The sequence below is a fragment of the Streptomyces sp. NBC_01408 genome (assembly GCF_026340255.1).
Lineage (GTDB): Bacteria > Actinomycetota > Actinomycetes > Streptomycetales > Streptomycetaceae > Streptomyces.
Map to the genome: position 1 here is coordinate 1,444,958 of NZ_JAPEPJ010000001.1, position 20,107 is coordinate 1,465,064.

Annotated in this window: 19 protein-coding genes; 12 read left to right on the plus strand and 7 right to left on the minus strand. The window is 71.2% G+C overall.

Annotated elements, in window-relative coordinates; translation table 11 throughout:
- The first annotated feature begins 3 nt into the window (after positions 1–3).
- From efeB to OG447_RS06820, 4 genes are all read left to right on the plus strand, one after another.
- Positions 4–1,278, plus strand: a complete 1,275-nt coding sequence (efeB, locus tag OG447_RS06805) for an iron uptake transporter deferrochelatase/peroxidase subunit (protein ID WP_266935522.1) — start codon at positions 4–6, stop codon at positions 1,276–1,278.
- 42 nt (positions 1,279–1,320) lie between these two features.
- On the plus strand, positions 1,321–2,256 hold the full coding sequence (gene pheA, locus OG447_RS06810; RefSeq protein WP_266935523.1) for a prephenate dehydratase: 936 nt from the start codon (positions 1,321–1,323) through the stop codon (positions 2,254–2,256).
- A gap of 527 nt (positions 2,257–2,783) precedes the next feature.
- On the plus strand, positions 2,784–4,061 hold the full coding sequence (gene serS, locus OG447_RS06815; RefSeq protein WP_266935524.1) for a serine--tRNA ligase: 1,278 nt from the start codon (positions 2,784–2,786) through the stop codon (positions 4,059–4,061).
- Positions 4,058–4,870, plus strand: a complete 813-nt coding sequence (locus OG447_RS06820) for an HAD family hydrolase (RefSeq protein ID WP_266935526.1) — start codon at positions 4,058–4,060, stop codon at positions 4,868–4,870. The genes serS and OG447_RS06820 overlap by 4 nt, the downstream gene beginning before the upstream one ends.
- A gap of 137 nt (positions 4,871–5,007) precedes the next feature.
- Here OG447_RS06820 and OG447_RS06825 read toward each other — a convergent pair whose 3' ends face one another.
- A complete protein-coding gene (locus OG447_RS06825; protein WP_266935527.1) occupies positions 5,008–5,574 on the minus strand; it encodes a hypothetical protein in 567 nt (188 codons plus the stop codon).
- A gap of 162 nt (positions 5,575–5,736) precedes the next feature.
- Here OG447_RS06825 and OG447_RS06830 point away from each other — a divergent pair, with 162 nt between their 5' ends.
- Together OG447_RS06830 and OG447_RS06835 are read left to right on the plus strand one after the other, a co-directional pair.
- Positions 5,737–6,723, plus strand: a complete 987-nt coding sequence (locus OG447_RS06830) for a sensor histidine kinase (RefSeq protein WP_266935529.1) — start codon at positions 5,737–5,739, stop codon at positions 6,721–6,723.
- A gap of 10 nt (positions 6,724–6,733) precedes the next feature.
- The gene (locus OG447_RS06835) at positions 6,734–7,399 is read left to right on the plus strand and encodes a response regulator transcription factor (protein WP_266935530.1); all 666 of its coding nucleotides are present in this window, start codon (positions 6,734–6,736) and stop codon (positions 7,397–7,399) included.
- Here OG447_RS06835 and OG447_RS06840 read toward each other — a convergent pair.
- The 5 genes from OG447_RS06840 to OG447_RS06860 form a co-directional block, all read right to left on the minus strand.
- Positions 7,396–8,058, minus strand: coding sequence for a rhomboid-like protein (locus tag OG447_RS06840; RefSeq protein ID WP_266935531.1), 663 nt, complete (start codon positions 8,056–8,058; stop codon positions 7,396–7,398). The genes OG447_RS06835 and OG447_RS06840 overlap by 4 nt on opposite strands.
- A gap of 94 nt (positions 8,059–8,152) precedes the next feature.
- A complete protein-coding gene (locus OG447_RS06845; RefSeq protein WP_266935532.1) occupies positions 8,153–8,872 on the minus strand; it encodes an ABC transporter permease in 720 nt (239 codons plus the stop codon).
- A 14-nt stretch (positions 8,873–8,886) separates the two neighbouring features.
- Positions 8,887–9,798, minus strand: a complete 912-nt coding sequence (locus tag OG447_RS06850) for an ABC transporter ATP-binding protein (RefSeq protein ID WP_266935533.1) — start codon at positions 9,796–9,798, stop codon at positions 8,887–8,889.
- Positions 9,795–10,682: an ABC transporter permease gene (locus OG447_RS06855; RefSeq protein ID WP_266935534.1), complete on the minus strand. Its 888-nt coding sequence runs from the start codon at positions 10,680–10,682 to the stop codon at positions 9,795–9,797. The genes OG447_RS06850 and OG447_RS06855 overlap by 4 nt, the downstream gene beginning before the upstream one ends.
- Positions 10,672–11,652 (minus strand): ABC transporter ATP-binding protein, encoded by a 981-nt coding sequence (locus OG447_RS06860; protein WP_266935536.1) that lies wholly within the window; start codon positions 11,650–11,652, stop codon positions 10,672–10,674. The genes OG447_RS06855 and OG447_RS06860 overlap by 11 nt, the downstream gene beginning before the upstream one ends.
- Before the next feature lie 216 nt (positions 11,653–11,868).
- Between OG447_RS06860 and OG447_RS06865 the strand changes: the two genes are divergently transcribed.
- Genes OG447_RS06865 through OG447_RS06880 form a run of 4 tightly spaced genes read left to right on the plus strand, consistent with a single transcriptional unit; the run spans position 11,869 to position 16,364 of the window.
- The gene (locus OG447_RS06865) at positions 11,869–12,726 is read left to right on the plus strand and encodes a M24 family metallopeptidase (protein ID WP_266935537.1); all 858 of its coding nucleotides are present in this window, start codon (positions 11,869–11,871) and stop codon (positions 12,724–12,726) included.
- 5 nt (positions 12,727–12,731) lie between these two features.
- Positions 12,732–14,513, plus strand: a complete 1,782-nt coding sequence (locus OG447_RS06870) for an SDR family oxidoreductase (RefSeq protein WP_266935538.1) — start codon at positions 12,732–12,734, stop codon at positions 14,511–14,513.
- Positions 14,514–14,569: 56 nt separating this feature from the next.
- The gene (locus tag OG447_RS06875; RefSeq protein ID WP_266935539.1) at positions 14,570–15,439 is read left to right on the plus strand and encodes a metal-dependent hydrolase; all 870 of its coding nucleotides are present in this window, start codon (positions 14,570–14,572) and stop codon (positions 15,437–15,439) included.
- 10 nt (positions 15,440–15,449) lie between these two features.
- Positions 15,450–16,364 (plus strand): MerR family transcriptional regulator, encoded by a 915-nt coding sequence (locus OG447_RS06880; RefSeq protein ID WP_266935540.1) that lies wholly within the window; start codon positions 15,450–15,452, stop codon positions 16,362–16,364.
- 141 nt (positions 16,365–16,505) lie between these two features.
- On the opposite strand, the gene OG447_RS06885 is transcribed toward OG447_RS06880, so the two are convergent.
- Complete coding sequence (locus OG447_RS06885; RefSeq protein WP_266935542.1) at positions 16,506–17,348, minus strand: aquaporin; 843 nt, start codon at positions 17,346–17,348, stop codon at positions 16,506–16,508.
- A gap of 133 nt (positions 17,349–17,481) precedes the next feature.
- Here OG447_RS06885 and OG447_RS06890 point away from each other — a divergent pair, with 133 nt between their 5' ends.
- Together OG447_RS06890 and OG447_RS06895 are read left to right on the plus strand one after the other, a co-directional pair.
- Positions 17,482–18,021: an RNA 2'-phosphotransferase gene (locus OG447_RS06890; protein WP_266935543.1), complete on the plus strand. Its 540-nt coding sequence runs from the start codon at positions 17,482–17,484 to the stop codon at positions 18,019–18,021.
- Positions 18,022–18,228: 207 nt separating this feature from the next.
- Complete coding sequence (locus OG447_RS06895; RefSeq protein ID WP_266935544.1) at positions 18,229–20,103, plus strand: HSP90 family protein; 1,875 nt, start codon at positions 18,229–18,231, stop codon at positions 20,101–20,103.
- Positions 20,104–20,107: the final 4 nt, after the last annotated feature.

The following is a 20,107-nucleotide window of genomic DNA, read 5'->3' on the forward strand; positions in this document are numbered from 1 at the left end:
AGCGTGACCGAGAGCAACACCGACATCGAGATCTCCCGGCGCCGGCTGCTGGGCACCGTCGGCGCCGCGGGCGCCGCGGGGCTGGCGCTCGGCGCCACCGGCGGCGCAATCGCGCACTCCGCGCTCACCGGCTCCGGGAGCGGCGCCGACGGCTCCAACGGAAGCCCGTCCGCCCTCGGCGCCTCCCGGATCGCCTTCGACGGCGACCACCAGGCCGGAATCACCGAACCGCTCCAGGCCAAGGGGCACCTCGTCGCCTTCGACCTCGCCGCCGGGGCCGGCCGTACGGAGGCCGCCGCCTTGCTGCGGCGCTGGTCCGAGACGGCCCGCCGCCTGATGGCGGGCGAGGCCTCCCCGGCCGACGACACGGGCATCGCGCTCGACGCCGGTCCGTCCTCCCTGACCGTCACCTTCGGCTTCGGCCACTCCTTCTTCGACCGGACGGGGCTCACCGCCCGCCGCCCCGTCGCCCTCGACCCGCTTCCGGTCTTCTCGGCCGACCGGATCGACGACCGGCGCAGCAACGGCGACCTGTGGGTCCAGATCGGCGCGGACGACGGACTCGTGGCCTTCCACGCGCTGCGCGCGCTGCAGAAGGACGCCGGGGACGCCGCCCGCGTCCGCTGGCAGATGAACGGCTTCAACCGGACGCCCGGCGCGACCGCCTCACCGATGACCGCCCGCAACCTCATGGGCCAGGTGGACGGCACCGGCAACCCGAAGCCCTCGGAGCCCGACTTCGACAAGCGGATCTTCGTGCCCGCTGCGGGCCCAGGCCCCGCCGAGCACGCCTGGATGGCCGGGGGCTCGTACGCGGTCGTCCGGCGAATCCGGATGCTCCTCGACGACTGGGACAAGCAGTCCCTCGCCCAGCAGGAGCAGGTCATCGGCCGCACCAAGGCCACCGGTGCACCGCTGACCGGCGGCAGCGAGACCACCGAGATGGCGCTCGACAAACTCGGCGCCGACGGCAAGCCGGTCATCGCGGCCAACGCCCATGCCCGGATCTCCGCCCCCGAACAGAACGGCGGGGCCGCCATGCTGCGGCGCCCCTTCTCCTTCCACGACGGCATCGGCGCCGACGGCACCCCCGACGCCGGGCTCCTCTTCATCTGCTGGCAGGCGGATCCACTGCGCGGGTTCGTCCCGGTCCAGCGCAAGCTCGACCGCGGCGACGCCCTGTCGGAGTTCATCCGGCACGAGTCCAGCGGCCTGTACGCGGTCCCGCCCGGCCCCCGCTCCGGCGAGTACGTCGGGCAGCGGCTGCTCGAAGGGTGAACAGCCGCCCGGTGGCGGGTGCCCCGGCATTAGGCTGATCACATGTCGGCCACCCGCTTCACCTATCTCGGCCCCGAGGGCACCTTCACCGAAGCCGCCCTCCGCACGCTGCCGGAAGCCGCGACCCGGGAGCTCGTCCCGATGGTGTCGGTCCCGGCAGCGCTGGACGCCGTACGCAACGGCGAGGCCGCTGCCGCCCTGGTCCCGATCGAGAACTCGGTGGAAGGCGGTGTCACCGCCACGCTCGACGAGCTGGCCTCCGGCGAACCGCTGATGATCTACCGCGAGGTGCTGCTGCCCATCGCCTTCGCGCTGCTGGTACGGCCCGGGACCGCCCTGTCGGACGTGAAGACCGTCACCGGGCACCCGGTAGCCCAGCCCCAGGTGCGCAACTGGCTGCGGGCGAACCTGCCCGACGCGGTGTGGGAGTCGGCCGCCTCGAACGCCGACGGCGCCCGGCTGGTCCAGGAGGGCCGCTTCGACGCCGCCTTCGCCGGCGAGTTCGCCGCCGCCACCTATGGGCTGGTCCCGCTGGTCACCGAGATCCACGACGCGGAGAACGCGGAGACCCGGTTCGTCCTGGTCGGACGGCCCGCCCGGCCCTCCGCCCCGACCGGCGCCGACAAGACCTCCGTCGTGCTCTGGCTCGGTGACGACCACCCGGGTGCGCTGCTGGAGCTCCTGCAGGAGTTCGCCGTGCGCGGGGTGAACCTGATGCTGATCCAGTCCCGGCCCACCGGTGAGGGGATCGGCAACTACTGCTTCGCCGTCGACGCCGAGGGCCATGTCTCCGACCGCCGGGTCAGCGAGGCCCTCATGGGCCTGAAGCGGACGTGCCCGCAGATCCGCTTCCTCGGCTCCTACCCGCGGGCCGGTGGCGCTCAGGGTGACGTGAGCGCTGCCCGGCCGGGGACCTCGGACAGCGATTTCACGGCAGCCTCGGACTGGCTGACGCGCTGCCTCGACGGCCGGGCGTAGGACTTCGTCCACTGTCCACAGAGTTATCCACAGGCCGAGATGGGGACCTGGGGACAAGTCGACACTGCGATGCGACAAGGTCGACAAATCGGTCGGGGGCCCAGGTTTCGCGCTGGGGAGCGGTAGGTGAACGGCGTCACCCACGTATCGCCGATCAACTCTTTGGAGCGAGGCATTCCCACCCGAATGAGTGTGTGATGGTGGTTTGAACCCTGAATCCCTTCGGGCATCCGCCGGTCGGGAATGATCTATTTCCGTGTCCACAGAGGCGGCGCACAGCCTGTGGATAAACTGGGGGTGGCGCGAATTCCTGTGGACAAGGAACGGCTTGCGATCCTGCTCAGGACCCGCCCGACCACCGTCACGGTGCCCCATTTCGGCGAATGGCACCGTTTTTATTGACGGCCTGAGAGCGATCACTTCCGGTCAGTCGCCAAGACTTATCCAATAGCCGCAATTAGGGCAAAGTGACACGCTGTGTGATATCGATGTGAGCCCCGGAACCCCAGCCCGGTAGCCTGGAGGGCGTGATTGACCTCCGGCTGCTCCGTGAAGACCCTGACCGTGTCCGCGCCTCGCAGCGCGCCCGTGGAGAGGACGTCGACCTCGTCGACGCACTGCTCTCCGCCGACGAGCGCCGCAGGTCCTCCGGCATGCGCTTCGACGAACTGCGCAACGAGCAGAAGTCGCTCGGCAAGCTCATCCCCAAGGCCTCCCCTGAGGAGCGGGCCGAGCTGCTGAAGAGGGCCGAGCAGCTCAAGCAGGACGTCAAGGCCGCCGAGGCCGAGCAGAACGAGGCCGACGAGGCTGCCAAGAAGCTCCTCCTCCAGCTCGGGAACATCGTCCACAAGGACGTCCCGGTCGGCGGCGAGGAGGACTTCACGGTCCTCGAGACGCACGGAACCATCCGCGACTTCGCCGCCGAGGGCTTCGAGCCCAAGGACCACCTGGAGCTCGGCGAGTCGCTGGGCGCCATCGACGTCGAGCGCGGCGCCAAGGTGTCGGGCTCGCGCTTCTACTACCTGACCGGTGTCGGCGCCCTGCTGGAGCTGGCGCTGGTCAACGCCGCCATCGCGCAGGCCACCGAGGCCGGCTTCATCCCGATGCTGACCCCGGCACTGGTCCGCCCGCGCGCCATGGAGGGCACCGGCTTCCTCGGCCAGGCCGCGGAGAACGTGTACCACCTGGAGAAGGACGACTACTACCTGGTCGGCACCTCCGAGGTCCCGCTCGCGGCGTACCACATGGACGAGATCATCGACGCCGACAAGCTGCCCCTGCGGTACGCGGGCTTCTCGCCCTGCTTCCGCCGCGAGGCCGGTACGTACGGCAAGGACACCCGGGGCATCTTCCGCGTCCACCAGTTCGACAAGGTCGAGATGTTCTCGTACGTCGCGCCGGAGGAGGCCGAGGCCGAGCACAAGCGGCTGCTGGACTGGGAGAAGCAGTGGCTGACCAGCCTGGAGCTGCCGTTCCAGGTGATCGACGTCGCCACCGGCGACCTGGGCTCCTCCGCCTCGCGCAAGTTCGACTGCGAGGCGTGGATCCCCACCCAGGGCAAGTACCGCGAGCTGACCTCCGCCTCGAACTGCGACAGCTTCCAGGCCCGCCGTCTGTCGATCCGCTACCGCGACGGCAAGAAGACCCAGCCGCTGTCCACGCTGAACGGCACCCTGTGCGCGGTGCCGCGCACGATCGTCGCGATCCTGGAGAACCACCAGCAGGCCGACGGTTCGGTACGGGTGCCCCAGGTGCTCCGTCCGTACCTCGGCGGCCGTGAGGTCCTGGAGCCGATCACCAAGTGAGCCCGGCCCCGTTCCCGTACAAACTCGTCGCGACCGATCTCGACGGCACGCTGCTGCGTAGCGACGACACCGTCTCGGAACGCACCCGTGAAGCGCTCGTCGCGGCCACCGCGGCGGGCGCGGCACACATCATCGTCACCGGCCGGGCCGTGCCCTGGACCCGCCACGTACTGGACGATCTCGGCTACAAGGGGATCGCCGTGTGCGGGCAGGGCGCGCAGGTCTACGACGCGGGCGCGCACCGGCTGCTGACCTCGGTCACCCTGGACCGGCAGCTGGCCGGTCTGGCTCTGTCGAAGATAGAGGCCGAGATCGGTCCGCTGGCGCTCGCCGCCAGCCGGGACGGGGTGGACGGCGAGGTGCTGATAGGGCCCGGCTACCGGATGCAGGAGGGCCTGCCCGCCGTGCATCTGGACGACCACGCTGCGGTGTGGACGGCCCCGCTGAACAAGCTGTACATCCAGCACCCGGGGCTGGACGACGACGCGCTGGTCAAGGTGGCCCGGCAGACCGTGGGCAGCCTGGTCGACATCGTGATGGCGGGTCCCGGCATCGTGGAGATCCTGCCGCTGGGGCTGACCAAGGCCACCGGCCTGTCGCTCGCCGCGCGCAGGCTGGGGGTGAAGGCGGCGGAGACGATCGCCTTCGGCGACATGCCCAACGACATCCCGATGTTCGGCTGGGCGGCGCACGGCGTGGCGATGGCCAATGCCCATGCCGAGCTCAAGGCGGTGGCCGACGAGGTGACGACCTCCAACGAGGAGGACGGCATCGCGGTGGTGCTGGAGCGTCTGCTGGGCGCCTCGTAGCGGACACGACGTACGAGAGGTCCGGGGCAGCCCGCGCCATACGGCGCGCTCGAAGTGGCTGCCCCGGACCTTTTGTTGCTCCCCGCACCGCTCACTCTGCTCCTTGCGCAGCCCTCGTACCAGCGAATTTCGGTGCGTCAGCCGTGGATCCGGCGGCGCCGCCAGTAGGCGAAGGTGACGACCCCGAGGAGCGGCCCCCACAGCACCAGCGGGGCGTAGCAGAGGGTCATGAGCCACCAGCCGGCCCCGGTGGGTGCTCCCGGCGCCGCCATGCTGGTGCTCCAGTGGAAGGCGCTCGGGATGGCGATCAGGGTGACTGCGGTGGCTCCCAGAGCGGCGGGTACGACGACCGCGAGGGGCGGGATCCGGCGGCCTCGCAGCCGGGGGATCCAACTTGGGACCACCTCGCCCCAGCGCTGTACGAGGCCGAGGGTGAGCAGGCCGAGGCCTTCGGCGACGGCGCTGAGGGCAACCAGGTAGAAGGACCACTTACCGGGGAAGAGTTCGGCCTCCAGTCCGCTGCCGACGCCCCAGCCGACGGGTATGCCGACCGCGATGGCGATCCTCCACAGGCCGCTGGGAAGGAGGGTGAGGGCGGCCGCGTGGGCGGCCCAGCGGATCGGGCGGCTCACGGCCGGGCCGGCGGGAACGTCCGGCGCGGTGGGAGATGTGGGACCAGCGGGTGCGGCGGTGAGCATGGTCATCGTCCAAGTCCTTTTCGGTAGGCGGTTGGTGATGTCTCAAGCCTGGTCCGGCGGGCGCCTCGGAACCATCCGCCGATCAGCAGGTCGGGAGGCGCCGGTGACGGTCGGGGCTCTGCCGAACGGCAGATGTCCACGGGCGGGAGGGACTCGTAGGGTCGGGGCGTGACCGTGAAACCGAGCGTGCTGTACGCCCCCGCCCTGGCCGTTGCGGGCCTGCTGTCCCTGATCGGTTCGGCCGTGCGCGTGCCCAGTACGTGGACGCTGGCGGGGATGGCGGTACTGCTGCCACTGCTGGCCCTGGTGGCCCGCTGGTCCCCGGTACGGTCCGGAAGCCTCGCGGGCGCTCTCGGCATGGCAGCGGTGGCGCTCTGGCCGGTCCCGCTGGTGTGGGCGGACGGATCGTGGCTGGAGGTCGGCGGGGCGGCGGCCTTCTGGTCGCTGCCGGCCTTCGGCGCCGTGGCCGCCGGTGGCTACCTGCGCCGCCAGGCGGGCCGGGTACGACAGGCCGTACGGGAGGCGCGACGCGACCAGCAGCTGGAACTGGCCCGGGATCTGCACGACTTCGTGGCGCACGACGTGAGCGCGATCGTGGTGCAGGCCCAGGCAGCGCGGTTCGTGGCCGCGCAGGACCCCGGGCAGGCGGTCCGCGCACTGGAGCGGATCGAGGCCGCGGGGCTGAGCGCGCTGGAGGCGATGGACCGCACCGTTCACGCGCTCCAGGAGGCGGCGGGCACGGCGACCGCTCCGGTGCCTGGGCTGGCGCAACTGCCGGAGCTGGTGGAACGGTTCGAGGGCGGGGTGCTGGAGGCCGACCCCGAGGCCGTACGGGAGCTGTCGCGGGAGGCGGGCAGCACCGCGTACCGCGTGGCCGTCGAAGCCCTGACGAATGTCCGCCGGCACGCACCCGGGGCGGCCGTGGTGCGGGTCGCCGTACGTAGGGCCGCGGCGGGCATAGAGGTCAGCGTGGCCAACTCCGCGGCCAGTGGTGCGGTCGGGCTGCTGCCCCGCAGGCGGCGGAGCGGCACCGGACTGGCAGGCCTGCGCGGGCGGGTGGAAGCCGCGGGCGGGACGCTGCGGGCGGGAACGGGCGCGGACGGCGGATGGCGGGTTTCCGCGGTCTTCCCTCCACGCGAGCACCCCCTCGGGTGATCATGGCGGCGTGACCACACGCATCCTGATAGCCGATGACCAAGAGGACATCCGCAGCGGTTTCCGGCTGATCCTCGACTCGCAGCCGGACATGACCGTGGTGGGGGAGGCCCCGGACGGCGAGAGCGCAGTGGCGCTGGCCCGGGAGCTGCGGCCGGACGTGGTCCTCGCGGACATCCGGATGCCGAAGCTGGACGGGCTGGAGGTGACCCGGCTGCTGGCGCCCCGGACGCGGGTGGTGGTCGTGACCACCTTCGACCTGGACGAGTACGTGCACACCGCCCTGCGCAACGGTGCCTGCGGCTTCCTGCTGAAGCGGTCGGGGCCCGCGCTGCTGATCGAGGGGGTGCGGGCGGCCATGGCCGGGGACACGCTGATCAGCCCGCAGATCACGGTGCGGCTGCTCAGCAGGCTCACGGAAGGCGCGCCGGGCGGGCCGCCCGCGCCACGGGTGCCGCAGGCTCATCCGCTGACCGGCCGGGAGGTGGACATCGTGCGACTGGTGGCGCAGGGGCTCACCAACGCCGAGATCGGTGCGGAACTCTTCATCAGCGCGGGCACGGCGAAGACCCACATCGCGAACGTCCAGGCGAAGCTGGGGGCCCGGAACCGGGTGGGGATCGCCGCATGGGCTTGGGAGCACGGCGTGGCGCAGGCGGGGACGGAGGCCGGCTAACGATGTTTCACGTGAAACAAGGGTGGTGTTTCACGTGAAACCACGTGCCGCGTGAGGGGCCAGGCGAGCAGACCGACGGAGAGCGCGATGGCGTGGCCGAGGTCGGTGAAGGTACCGCCGGTGGCGAGCGGGATCCCGAAGAAGGCGAGCAGCCCGGCGAGGTAGAACCATCTCCAGGGACCGGGGATCCGGTAGGTCAGCACTCCGGCGGCTGCAGCGAGTCCGTAGCTGACGCCGATGTCGACGACGTGCGTCATGCTGCGCGGGGCCCGGTGGTCCTGGATGGCCATGAGGAGGACCTTCTGGCTGACGAGCGTGGCGACGACATGGGCGGTCGCGACGATCACGAGCCAGCGCAGGGTGCCCAGCCAGCGTTCGACGGGGGCGTGGAAGACCTCGAACAGCACGGCGTAGAGGGCGAGCGAGGCCGGGTTCTCGATCCAGAAGGCGCTGCTGAGGAGAGCCCGGACGGGGTGGTTGACCAGCTCGTGGATATTGCTGCTGTTGCGGTGGAGCAGGACGTGCTCGACCCGGTCGGGGGCGATCACGACGATGACGCTGGTGACGGCGATGATCAGCAGCCAGATGTGCGTACCGGGCGAGGAGCGTATCCAGGACCGCAGAGGCCTGGACGGCTCCGGCTCGGTGTACTCGATCATGCCCCGATGATCCCGCGCGAAGCTGTGCCCCGCCTGGCCGGTGGGCCGGGCGGGGCACGGTACCCGCGCTGGTGCGCCGAGTGATGGCAGGGGCCTACTCCTCGCCCGCCAGGGTGAGGCGGCGCAGCCGCTGGCCCGCGTAGACGGTGGCGCCCGCGGTGACCACGGCGAGCAGGACCGCGGCGGTGGGCAGGCCCACGGTGGCGTCCACGTATCCCTCGCCCGCAACCCTCTCGGCAAGGGACAGCGCCCACTGCTGGACGCTGAGGGTCTTGGCGCCGGAGACCAGGCTGCCGAAGAGCGACTCCCAGATCAGGGCGTAAACCAGGCCGAAGACGACCGCGTGCCGGCTGACGGTGCCCAGCAGCAGGAACAGCGCGCTGTAGGCGATCGAGGCGACGAGGGCGGCGACGGTGTAGGCGACGGCGATCTGCTGGCCGTTGCCGTTGAGGATGAAGCCGGCGATCAGGGTGGGGATCGCGGAGAAGGCCATGGTGACGGCGATCGCGACGATCAGCTTGGTCATGATGATCGTCGGTCGCTTCACCGGCTTGGCGAGCAGGTAGACGATCGAGCCGTCGTCGATCTCCGGGCCGATGGCTCCGGTACCGGCGATGACACCGATCAACGGGACCATGGTGGCGAGGGCGAAGCCGCCGAGCAGGTCGGCTGCGACCTTGTCGTCCACACCCGTGAGCAGGCGGACGGCGATCGAGATGAGGATCAGCAGTGCGGGCAGCAGGAAGAGGATCAGCGCCCGGCGGCGGCCGAGCAGGGCCCGGTAGGTGAGCCGGGCAACGGTGGGGTTGTACATGAGTGCCAGCTCCTTCAGGCCGCGACGAGGTAGGAGAAGACCGACTCGAGGGACTCGTCGGAAGGCGAGACCGTCAGCAGCCGGATGCCGTGCGCGCGGGCGACCCGCGGGAGCAGCTCGGTGAAACGTCCGAAGTCGACGGCCTGGATGCGCAGGGCGCCTTCCTTCAGGTCGACCTCGATGCCGGCCGTGGACGGGTCGGCGATGAGGGCCGCGGCGAGGGCCCGGTCGTCGGAGGAGCGGACGAGGTAGCGGTGCGGACGGTCCGTCATCAGGCGGCGGATCTTCCGGAAGTCGCCGGAGGCGGCGTGCCGGCCGGCGACCACCACCTCGATGTGCGAGGCGAGCTGCTCGACCTCCTCCAGGATGTGGGAGGAGAACAGGACGGTGCGTCCCGCGTCGCCCATCCGCCGCAGCAGGTCCATCAGCTGCATGCGCTGGCGCGGGTCCATACCGTTGAACGGCTCGTCCAGGAGGAGCACGGACGGGTCGTGGACGAGCGCGGACGCCATCTTCACGCGCTGGCGCATGCCCTTGGAGTAGGTGGAGATCTTGCGGTCCTGGGCGTACTCCATCTCGACGGTGGCGAGGGCCCGCTGGGCGGCCGCGTCGTCGAGGCCGTGGAGTTCCGCGTTGGCGACGACGAACTCCCGGCCGGTGAGGAAGTCGTACATGGCCTCGCGCTCGGGCACGACGCCGACCTGCTTGTAGATCTGCTCGTTGCGCCAGATCGGTGCGCCGTCGAGGGTGACGGTGCCGGTGGAGGGGGCGAGGAAGCCGCCCATCATGTTGATGAGAGTGGACTTGCCCGCGCCGTTGGGACCCAGCAGTCCGGTGACGCCGGGACCGATGCGCATGGTCACGTCGTTGACGGCGACGACGTTCCCGAACCAGCGGGAGGTGTGGTCGATGTCGATGGTGGTCACAGCCCGGCCTTCCGGTAGCGGGCCATCAGGGCGGCGTAGGAGCCGACGATGAGGCCGAGGGCGACGAGCAGGTAGACGAAGCCGGTGCCGGCCGTGGGGCCCTCGCCGCCGGGGAAGGCGGACGTCGCACCGAGGAAGGCCGTCTGGAAGCCGTCGATCAGGGTGATCGGGGAGAACAGGCCCATCCAGTCGATGGCCCCGGCGTTCCCGGTGCTGTAGGCGATGCCCTGGACTGCGGTCACCGCGCCGTAGGGGATCAGGAGCACGGCGATGATGGCGGCGACGCCGAACCCGCGGCGCGGGGTGAGCGCGGCCATGACCAGCCCGAGGCCGGCGAAGAGCAACGACAGCAGCAGTACCGACACCAGTCCCTGCCCGAATTCCTTGGTCTGGTCACCGAAGTCGAACTTCGCCAGCAGCGCGCCGATCCACATGATCAGCAGCGGGGTGGCGGTGAGGATGAACAGGGCCGAGGCCATGGCCGCGTACTTGGCCACGACGTAGTCGACGCGTTCGACGGGCCGCGAGAAGTAGAGCGGCACGGTCTTGAAGCGCAGGTCGCGGGAGACCGACTGGGGTGCCTGGGAGGCGAGGTAGAGGCCGATGATCACCTGCGTGGTCAGGGCGTACGTCGTGTACTTGATCGGCAGCTCGGTGGAGCCGGGGACCGCGATGGCGACGGCGACGATGATCAGCGCGGGAACGCACATCACCGCGAAGAGGAGCATCGGCAGGACCTTGGACTTGGCGGAGCGGCCGAGTCCGTAGGCGCCGCGCAGGGACTGCGAGAACAGCGACTTGCGGGCGTACGCGCGGCCCAGCCGGGCCCCGTCGTAGGACCGGTAACCGATGTTGTGGATCTGGGTCGAGGTGTCAGGCGCCATCGGAACCGGCTCCCTTCTGCTGGACGGTCTGGTCGTTGTCGCGGAAGACCTCCGCGATGTGGTGGCGGCGCTGCTCCATGCGGACCAGACCGATGCCCAGGTCGGCGACGGTGTCGCGGACGGTGTCGTACGTCTGCTCGCCGGTGGCCTCGACGAGGAGGACGTGACCCGCTCCGGGCAGGCCCTGCTCCCCGCTCACGAGGAGGGTGACGCCCGCCTCGGCGAGCGCCTTGCGCAGGGCGGCGGTGCCGTCCGGGTGGGCGTCCGAGTCGGTGACCTCGACCGCGAGGGTCGTGGTGGTCTGCGTGAAGTCGCTGGTGGAGCTCGACCGCAACAGCTTGCCGCCGTCGACGACCACGACGTGGTCGCAGGTGCGCTCCAGCTCCCCGAGGAGGTGCGAGGTCACCAGGACCGAGATGCCGAAGTCGGTGTAGACGCGGCGGATCAGGCCGAGCATCTCGTCGCGGCCGACCGGGTCGAGCCCGTTGGTGGGCTCGTCGAGGAGGACCAGCTGGGGGTCGTGGACGAGCGCCTGCGCGAGTTTGACGCGCTGCTTCATGCCCGTGGAGTAGCCGCCGATGGGCCGGTAACGCTCCTCGTACAGCCCCACGTGGCGCAGGGTGTCGGCGGTGCGCTCGCGGGCGGCGGTCGGCGGGAGGCCGGACATGCGTGCCATGTGGACGACGAACTCGGTGGCCGAGACGTCGGGTGGCAGGCAGTCGTGCTCGGGCATGTAGCCGACGCGTTCACGGATGGCGTTGCCATGCGTGGCGACGTCGAGTCCGAGCACGGCGGCGCTGCCCTCGGTGGCGGGGGACAGTCCCAGCAGAATCTTGATCAGCGTGGACTTGCCGGCTCCATTGGCACCCACGAGGCCGGTCACACCAGGCCCGATGTCCAGGGAGAGCCGGTCGAGGGCGGTCACTCGGGGGTACCGCTTGCTCAGGCTTTCGGTCGCGATGACAGTCACGGGAGCGACGTTAGTGGCCTGCCTGGCCGGAAGCGTCAGACCTGGAGCTGGATCCTTTCTCAGCCTTCCGGCGTACGGGCCCGTACTGGAGGCTGATGTGGCCCGGACAACTTTGTCCACAGGTCTATGCACGGGCCTTGACGTGATCTCCGGTCATTGTCACATTCATCAGTGTCAACTTACGGGCGCGTACGGCTACAGGGACGGACGGCTGGCATGGCTGGGGACACCAAGCAACGCACCGCGCAACTCACCGCCGACCTGAGCGGCTTCAGGGAAGTGCAACGCCTCTCCTACGCGTGCGCGGAGGCCGTCGCCGCGCAGCTGCGGCCCGGGGTGACCGAGCGCGAGGCCGCGCGGATGCAGCGCGAGTGGCTGCGCGAGCGCGGGGTGCGGGACTGGTTCCACCTGCCCTTCGCCTGGTTCGGCGACCGCACCGCCTTCGCGAACTTCAAGATCCCGCTGCAGTTCTTCCCGACCGGCCGGAAGCTGGAGCCCGGGATGCCGTTCATCCTCGACATGGCACCGGTCTTCAAGGGCTACGCGGCCGACATCGGCTACTCGGGCAGCCTCGGCCTCAACCCGGTGCAGGACCGGCTCATGTCCGATCTGCGCGCGCACCGCGAGCTGATCCTGGAGCAGGTGCGGGAGCGCCGCTCCCTGCGCGAGATCTACGAGAACGTCGAGCGGCTGATGAACCGGCAGGGGTATGCCAACCGGCACCGCGCCTACCCCTTCGGCGTGATCGCGCACAAGATCGACCGGGTCAAGGAGCGCCGCTGGGCGCCCACCGCGTTCGGATTCGGCACGCAGTCCCTCAAGGGACTGGCCGGCGACGTCCTGCACGGGCACCGCGAGGGCTGGTCCCCGCTGTGGAGCCCGTACCGCTTCTCCGACCACCCGCCGCAGCCGGGGCTGTGGGCGGTGGAGCCCCATCTGGGCTTCCGGGGTACCGGCGCGAAGTTCGAGGAGATCCTGGTCGTCACCGACTCCCGGGACCCCGAGGAGAGCGCGTACTGGCTGGACGACGATCTGCCGCACGTGCGGCGCTGGGCCGAGGAGAAGGCAGCATGAGCGGCATGAGCGGAGCACGGGCGGCTGGACTGGCGGGGGCGCGCGAACGCCGGGTGAGCACCGGCGGGGTCGAGCTGTGCGTCGTCGAGCTGGGCGAGGCGGACCTGCCCACGGTGGTGCTGGTGCACGGCTACCCCGACAGCAAGGAGGTCTGGTCGGAGGTGGCCGAGCGCCTCGCGGCACGCTTCCACGTGGTGCTGTACGACGTACGCGGCCACGGCCGTTCCACGGCGCCGCAGCCGCTGCGCGGGGGCTTCACCCTGGAGAAGCTGACCGACGACTTCCTCGCGGTGGCGGACGCGGTCAGCCCGGACCGGCCGGTGCACCTGGTCGGCCACGACTGGGGTTCCGTACAGGGCTGGGAGTTCGCGACGGTCGCCCGCACCGAGGGGCGGATCGCCTCCTTCACCTCGATCTCGGGACCCTCCCTCGACCACTTCGGCCACTGGATCAAGAAGCGCATGACGCGGCCCACCCCGCGCAGGGCGGCGCAGCTGCTGGGCCAGGGCGCCAAGTCCTGGTACGTCTACATGCTGCACACGCCCGTACTCCCGGAGCTCGCCTGGCGCGGACCGCTCGGCAAGCGGTGGCCGGGGATCCTCCAGCGCATCGAGAAGGTCCCGGCCGGCGCCTACCCGACGGCCTCCCTGCCCTCGGACGCGGCGCACGGAGCCTGGCTCTACCGTGACAACGTCCGGCCCCGGCTGCGCCAGCCGCGCCCCGACGCGTACGCGCACGTGCCGGTCCAGCTGATCACCCCGACCGGGGACGCCTTCCTCTCCGAGCGGCTCTACGACGACCTGGACCGGTGGGCCCCGGACCTGGTGCGCCGGACGCTGCCCGCCAAGCACTGGGTGCCCCGGACCAGGCCGGACCAGCTGGCCGCCTGGATCACCGAGTTCGTCACCACCCGGGAGGAACCCGCCGCGCGGGCGCCGGAACAGAAGGCTCCCGGGAGGTACGCCGACCGCTTCGGCGGCCAGCTGGTCCTGGTCACCGGCGCGGCCAGCGGGATCGGCCGGGCCACCGCCTTCTCGTTCGCCGAGGCGGGTGCCCGCGTGGTGGCCGTGGACCGGGACGCGGAGGGCGCGGCGCGGACGGCCGACATGGCGCGCCTCGTCGGTGCCCCCGAGGCCTGGGGCGAGTGCGTCGACGTCAGTGACGAGCAGGCGATGGAGAAGCTCGCGGCAAAGGTCGCCGCCGAGTACGGGATCGTGGACGTCTTGGTCAACAACGCCGGCATCGGACTGTCGGGGCCCTTCCTGGAGACCACCTCCGAGGAGTGGAAGAAGGTCCTCGACGTCAACCTGTGGGGCGTCATCCACGGCTGCCGGATCTTCGGGAGGCAGATGGCCGAGCGCGGCCAGGGCGGACACATCGTCAACACCGCCTCCGCGGCGGCCTACCTGCCCTCCAAGACCCTGCCCGCCTACAGCACCTCGAAGGCAGCAGTGCTGATGCTGTCGGAGTGCCTGCGCGCGGAACTGGCGTCGAAGTCGATCGGCGTCTCCGCGATCTGCCCGGGAATCGTCAACACCAACATCACCGCCACCTCACGTTTCGCCGGGGTGGACGCGGCCGAGGAGAAGCGCCGCCAGGAACGCTCCTCGAGGCTGTACGGGCTGCGCAACTTCCCCCCGGAGAAGGTCGCGGAGGCGATCCTGCGGGCCGTGGTGCGCAACGAGGCCGTGGTGCCGGTGACCCCGGAGTCCAAGGGCGCCCTGTGGATGTCCCGCTTCGCCCCGCGCACCCTGCGGGCGGTCGCGAAGCTGGACCCCCCGCTGTGAGCCGGGCCCTCCCGGGGCCGGATCAGGCCGGCACGCACCCGATCACCCCGCGCAGGGTGGCTTTCGACTGGAAGACCACCCCGCTGCACTGGATACCCGGCGAGCCCACCGCCACCCACGTGATCAATGTGCTGCACCTGCTGCTGCCGGCCGGGGAGCGGTGGTTCGTGAAGGTCTTCAAGGAGGGCCTGCCGCTGGTCACCGATCCCGAGCTGCGCCGGGACGTGAAGGGGTTCATGGGCCAGGAGGCCACGCACAGCGTGCAGCATGCGTACGCCCTGGACCACCTCGCGCAGCAGCGGCTGCCCACGGAGGCGTACACGAAGCACGTGGACTTCCTCTTCGAGAAGCTGCTGGGGGAGAGCCCGCCCTTCGGGGCGCCCGTCACGCCGCAGGAGTGGCTGCGCTTCCGGCTCTCCCTGATCGCCGCGATCGAGCAGTTCACGGCCGTCCTCGGGGACTGGGTACTGCGCGCCGAGGGGCTCGACCGGGCCGGCGCGGACGAGGTCATGCTGGACCTGCTGCGCTGGCACGGCGCGGAGGAGGTGGAGCACCGCTCCGTCGCCTTCGACATGTACCAGCACTGCGGGGGCACCGGTCTGCCCCGCTACGCGCGGCGCGTGGAGGGGATGGTCGTGGTCGCCCCGGTACTGGCCTGGCTGTGGGTGTGGGGTGCCGCGTACCTCATGCGCAACGACCCGGAACCGGGCGGCCGGCAGCGCTATTCGCTCCGCGCGCACAACCGGGCCGTGGCCAAGGGACTGCTGCCCACGTGGAGAGAGCTCGGCACGGCCATACCCCGCTACTTCCGGCGGTCGTACCATCCCTCGCAAGAGGGCTCGCTGCGCAGGGCGGTCGAGTACCTCGCGGCCTCACCTGCCGCCCGGGCCGCGGCCGGCGCGGTCGGCCGAGCCGCGATGTCGTAGGGAGCCGGGATTGTCCGATCAGGCAGTAGCCGAGTACCGGATCGAGGATCTGGCACACCACAGCGGCGCGACGGTACGCACGATCCGGGCGTACCAGGACCGCGGTCTGCTGCCCAAGCCGGAGCGCCGGGGCCGCTCCAACGTCTACCGGGACACGCATCTGGCGCGGCTGCGGCAGATCGCGGACCTGCTGGACCGCGGCTACACCCTGGCGTCCATCAAGGAGCTGCTGGAGGCGTGGGACGCGGGGCGCGGGCTGGGCGGCGTACTGGGGCTGGTCGCCGAGGTGCACGGGCCGTGGACCGACGAGGAGGCCGCCCGGATCAGCCGGGAGGAGCTGAACGAACGGTTCGGCGGCAAGCCCGACGACGCGGCCGTGGGCGAGGCGTGCGAGCTGGGGGTGCTGGAGCGGATCCCGGGACGCCCCGAGGAGTTCCTCGTCCCCTCTCCGCAGGAGCTGGCGGTGGCCGCCGAGCTGTACGCGGCCGGGGTGCCGCTGTCGGCGATCACCGGGCACCTGCGGGAGCTGCGCGGGCAGGTGGAACACATCGCCTCGCGGTTCCTGGAGTTCACCACCTTGCACGTCTTCGCCCGCTACCTGGGGCAGGTCCCGCCGACCGACGCGGACGCGGCGGAGGCGGCCACGCTGGTACGGAGGCTGCGTCCGCTGGCCCAGCAGACGGTGGACGCGGAGCTGGCGCGGGCGATGCGGCTGTTCGCGACCCGGCACCTGCAGCGGCACCTGGGCGCGGCCGGGGCGCCGCAGCCTTCGGGGCCCGCGCCGGTGGTTCTGCCGGCCGGGACGGTACGGGCCGTGCAGGAGCTGGTGGGCGCCGAGCACGTGGCGGAGTTCGTCCGGGCCGCGACGGAGCGGGAGCTCCAAGCCCGGACGATGAACGATCTGGCGCGCCGCGGCGAGCGGTAGCACTCGGTCAGTAGTCCACAGGGCGGATCGCGCGTTTGCCGCTGAAATCGCCCCAAACAGCTGTGGACAACTGCCCCACCCCTGTGGACAACAGGGGTGGCGAGTCAACCGGCCGTCACGGCCGGACCTTGCCCGGGGGGCTCAGCCGATGGTCTCGTACGCCGCTTTGGTGGGCCCCGCACCGTCCACCGGCCCCGCGCCGGGCAGGGGGCCCGGCACGGCACCCGCCACGGGACCCGGCAGGACCTCCACCACGACTTCTGCCACGGTCGCCACCTCCGCCGACACCGTCCGCGCGGCGCGGGAGCTCCCGTAGAGCAGGGACGCGAGGAGCAGGCCGAGGACCCCTCCGACCAGTTGGGCAGCGACGAATCCCGGCAGCGACTGCGGTGCTATGCCGGTGAAGGAGTCGCTGAAGCTGCGCCCGATGGTGCCGGCCGGGTTCGCGAAGGAACCGGACGAGGTGAACCAGATCGCGGCCGCGATGTACGCGGCGACCGCGCCCGGGATGAGCCTGGGCCGCCCGATGCGCTCCAGGCCCTGGATGACCAGCACCAGCCCGGCGGTGGCGACGACCTCGCCGATGAGCAGGTGGCCGCCGTCGCGGACCTGGGTGGCGAAGGTGCCGGGGGTGCGGCCGAACATGGCGTCCGCGAGGACGGCTCCGCCGATGGCTCCGGCGGTCTGGGCCGCGGTGTAGACGAGGGCCTCCTGGCCGCCGAGTCCCGCACCGCCCCTGCGCCGGGCCCACCAGGAGGTGAGGGTGACCACCGGATTGAGGTGGGCGCCGGACAGCGGCCCGAAGAGGGTGATGATCAGCCCGAGACCGATGGCGGAGGCGAACGTGTTGGCGACGAGGGCGACACCGGTGTCGCGGGTGAGTGCGGCGGCCTGGATTCCGGAGCCGATCACCACCACGAGCAGACCGGCGGTACCGATGAACTCGGCGGCGGCGCGGCGTGGAAGGGAAGCGTGCGCTGTCATGATTTCTCCCCATGGGCAGACGTAGCAGCGGAAAATGTATTCCGTATCTCGGAATGGCGATAGAGGGTGTCCACCCCTGCCGAGCACCGAAAAATCCCTGCCCGAACGCCGCCCGACCGGGCACCCTGGGGCCATGGACGAAAGACGCACCGTGAAGGTGTCCAAATACGTCTCGAAACACCTCCGGCATCAGCCGGAACGGATCGGACTGGTGCTCGACCCACACGGCTGGGTGGAGATCGACGACCTGCTGCGCGCGGCCGCCGCCCACGGCTTCGCCTTCAGCCGCGCCGAGCTCGACCACGTCGTCGCCGCCAACGACAAGCAGCGGTTCGCCGTCGACGGCACCCGGATCCGGGCCAGCCAGGGACACACCGTCTCCGTGGACCTCGGCCTCCCGGAGGCCGAACCGCCCGCGTACCTCTACCACGGCACCGTCGCCGCCGCCCTGGACCCGATCCGCGCCGAGGGCCTGCGCCCGATGGCCCGCCACCACGTGCACCTGTCCCCCGACCGGGAGACCGCGACCCGGGTCGGTGCACGGCGCGGCCGGCCGGTCGTGCTCAGCGTGGACGCGGCAGCGATGCGAGCGGCCGGGCACGTCTTCCGGATCAGCGCCAACGGGGTGTGGCTGGTGGACGCCGTACCACCGCAGTTCCTGCGCTTCCAGTAGGACATGCCGCCAGGCAGGGCCTCCCGTAGCGGCGGGCATGGCGCCAGGCAGGCCCCCGCACCACCGGTACCGCCTGTCCTGCCTGGCGGCAGCGAATTCGGGCGGAGATCCTCAGGCCGTCCCCCTACTCTGTTCCCACTCAGGGATCAGTGAGGGGGGACCTCGCGATCACCGAACCACCCATGCACGTACGCGAGGTGCCGCCCCATGACGTCCACGCCCCACAGTTTCCAGGTCGATCTGCGCGGTCTGGTCGACCTGCTCTCCCATCACCTCTACTCCAGCCCGCGGGTCTACGTCCGCGAGCTCCTGCAGAACGCCGTGGACGCGATCACCGCCCGCCACGCCCTCGACCCGGCGGCCGAGGTCCGCATCCGGCTGTCGGCCACCGGCGACAGGGTGACCATCGAGAACAGCGGCATCGGCCTGACCGCCGCCGAGGCCCACTCCCTCCTCGCCACCATCGGCCGCAGCTCCAAGCGCGGCGGGGACAGCGCCGTCGAGAAGATCCGCGGCCTGGAGACCACCCGTCAGGAGTTCCTCGGCCAGTTCGGCATCGGGCTGCTCGCCTGCTTCGTCGTCGCCCGCCAGATCCGCGTCGTCACGCGCTCCGCCCGCGATCCCCAGGCCGCGCCCGTCGAATGGCTGGCCACGGACGACGGTTCGTACACCGTGCGCGAACTCCCCCACGAGGCACGCACGGAGCCCGGAACCACCGTCGTCCTGGAGCCCCGGCCCGGGGCCGAAGAATGGACCACCTCCGCCAAGGTCGAGGAACTGGCCCGTGACTACGGCTCTCTGCTCCCCTACGACATCACCTTCGACGACGGGCAGGGCGACGGGCAGGGCGACGGGCGCGGCGACGGGCCGCGCTCCGTCACCGACCGGCCCCCCGTGTGGGAGCGCCCCTTCCCCACCCCCACCGCCCGCCGCGTAGCGCTCGCCGGGCACTGCACGCAGCTCTTCGGGTTCACCCCGCTCGACAGCATCGACCTCGACCTCCCGGTCGCCGGGGTGCGCGGAGTGGCGTACGTCCTCCCCGAACCCACCAGCCCCGCCCACCGGTCCGGACACCGCGTGCACCTGAAGGGCATGCTGCTGACCGACCGGGCCGACAACCTGCTGCCGGACTGGGCGTTCTTCGTCCGCGCCGTCATCGACACGGACACCCTGAGGCCCACCGCCTCCCGCGAGAACCTGTACGACGACGAGACCCTGGCCGCCGTCCGGGACGCGCTCGGTGCCCGGGTCCGGACCTGGCTCGCCGAGCTCGCGGCCAGTGAGCCGGAGCGCCTCGCGGCCTTCCTGCGCGTCCACCACCTCGGCGTGAAATCGCTGGCCCGGCACGACGCCGACCTGCTCGGGCTGATGCTGCCGTGGCTGCCGTTCGAGACCAGCGACGGTTCGATGAGCCTGGAAGAGTTCGCAGCCGCCCACACGGAGATCCACTTCACGCGCACCGTCGAGGAGTTCCGCCAGATCGCACCCATCGCCGCGGCCCACGGCCTCGGAGTCATCAACGCGGGATACACCTACGACGCCGACCTGCTCGCCCTGCTGCCCGTGGTGCGGCCCGAGCTCAAGGTCGTCGAGCTGGACGCCGGAGCGGTCACCGAGCGGCTCGACCCGGTGCCGACCTCCGCCGAACTGACCCTCGCCCCCTTCCTGGCCACGGCCCGCACCCGGCTGGAACCCCAGAGCTGCGACGTCGTACTGCGCGCCTTCCAGCCCGTCGCCGTCCCCGCCCTCTACCTCGACGACCGCCAGGCCCGGCAGGAACGGGACCGGACAGCCGCCCTCGACAGCGCCGACTCCCTGTGGAGCGGCATCCTCGGCGCTCTGCGCGGCTCCGCTCCGCGCGCCCGCCTGGTCCTCAACCACAACAACCCGCTGATCCGCCGGATCGCCGCCCTCCCCGACGAGGCTCTGACCGCGACCGCCGTCGAATCGCTCTACGGCCAGGCCCTGCTGATGTCCCAGCGGCCGCTGCGCGCGGCCGACACCACCCTGCTCAACCGGGCCTTCCTCGGACTTCTGGAGTGGGCTACACACCCCGCCGACACCCAGGAGGACCAGAAGTGAGCCC

What these genes read in the sequence shown, in the direction of transcription:
- OG447_RS06885 (WP_266935542.1), bottom strand. Translation starts at nt 17,348, where the DNA reads ATGACAGCGCACGCTTCCCTTCCACGCCGCGCCGCCGCCGAGTTCATC.
- pheA (WP_266935523.1), top strand. Translation starts at nt 1,321, where the DNA reads ATGTCGGCCACCCGCTTCACCTATCTCGGCCCCGAGGGCACCTTCACC.
- OG447_RS06840 (WP_266935531.1), bottom strand. Translation starts at nt 8,058, where the DNA reads ATGATCGAGTACACCGAGCCGGAGCCGTCCAGGCCTCTGCGGTCCTGG.
- OG447_RS06890 (WP_266935543.1), top strand. Translation starts at nt 17,482, where the DNA reads ATGGACGAAAGACGCACCGTGAAGGTGTCCAAATACGTCTCGAAACAC.
- OG447_RS06845 (WP_266935532.1), bottom strand. Translation starts at nt 8,872, where the DNA reads ATGTACAACCCCACCGTTGCCCGGCTCACCTACCGGGCCCTGCTCGGC.
- OG447_RS06825 (WP_266935527.1), bottom strand. Translation starts at nt 5,574, where the DNA reads ATGACCATGCTCACCGCCGCACCCGCTGGTCCCACATCTCCCACCGCG.
- OG447_RS06865 (WP_266935537.1), top strand. Translation starts at nt 11,869, where the DNA reads ATGGCTGGGGACACCAAGCAACGCACCGCGCAACTCACCGCCGACCTG.
- OG447_RS06855 (WP_266935534.1), bottom strand. Translation starts at nt 10,682, where the DNA reads ATGGCGCCTGACACCTCGACCCAGATCCACAACATCGGTTACCGGTCC.
- OG447_RS06870 (WP_266935538.1), top strand. Translation starts at nt 12,732, where the DNA reads ATGAGCGGAGCACGGGCGGCTGGACTGGCGGGGGCGCGCGAACGCCGG.
- OG447_RS06895 (WP_266935544.1), top strand. Translation starts at nt 18,229, where the DNA reads ATGACGTCCACGCCCCACAGTTTCCAGGTCGATCTGCGCGGTCTGGTC.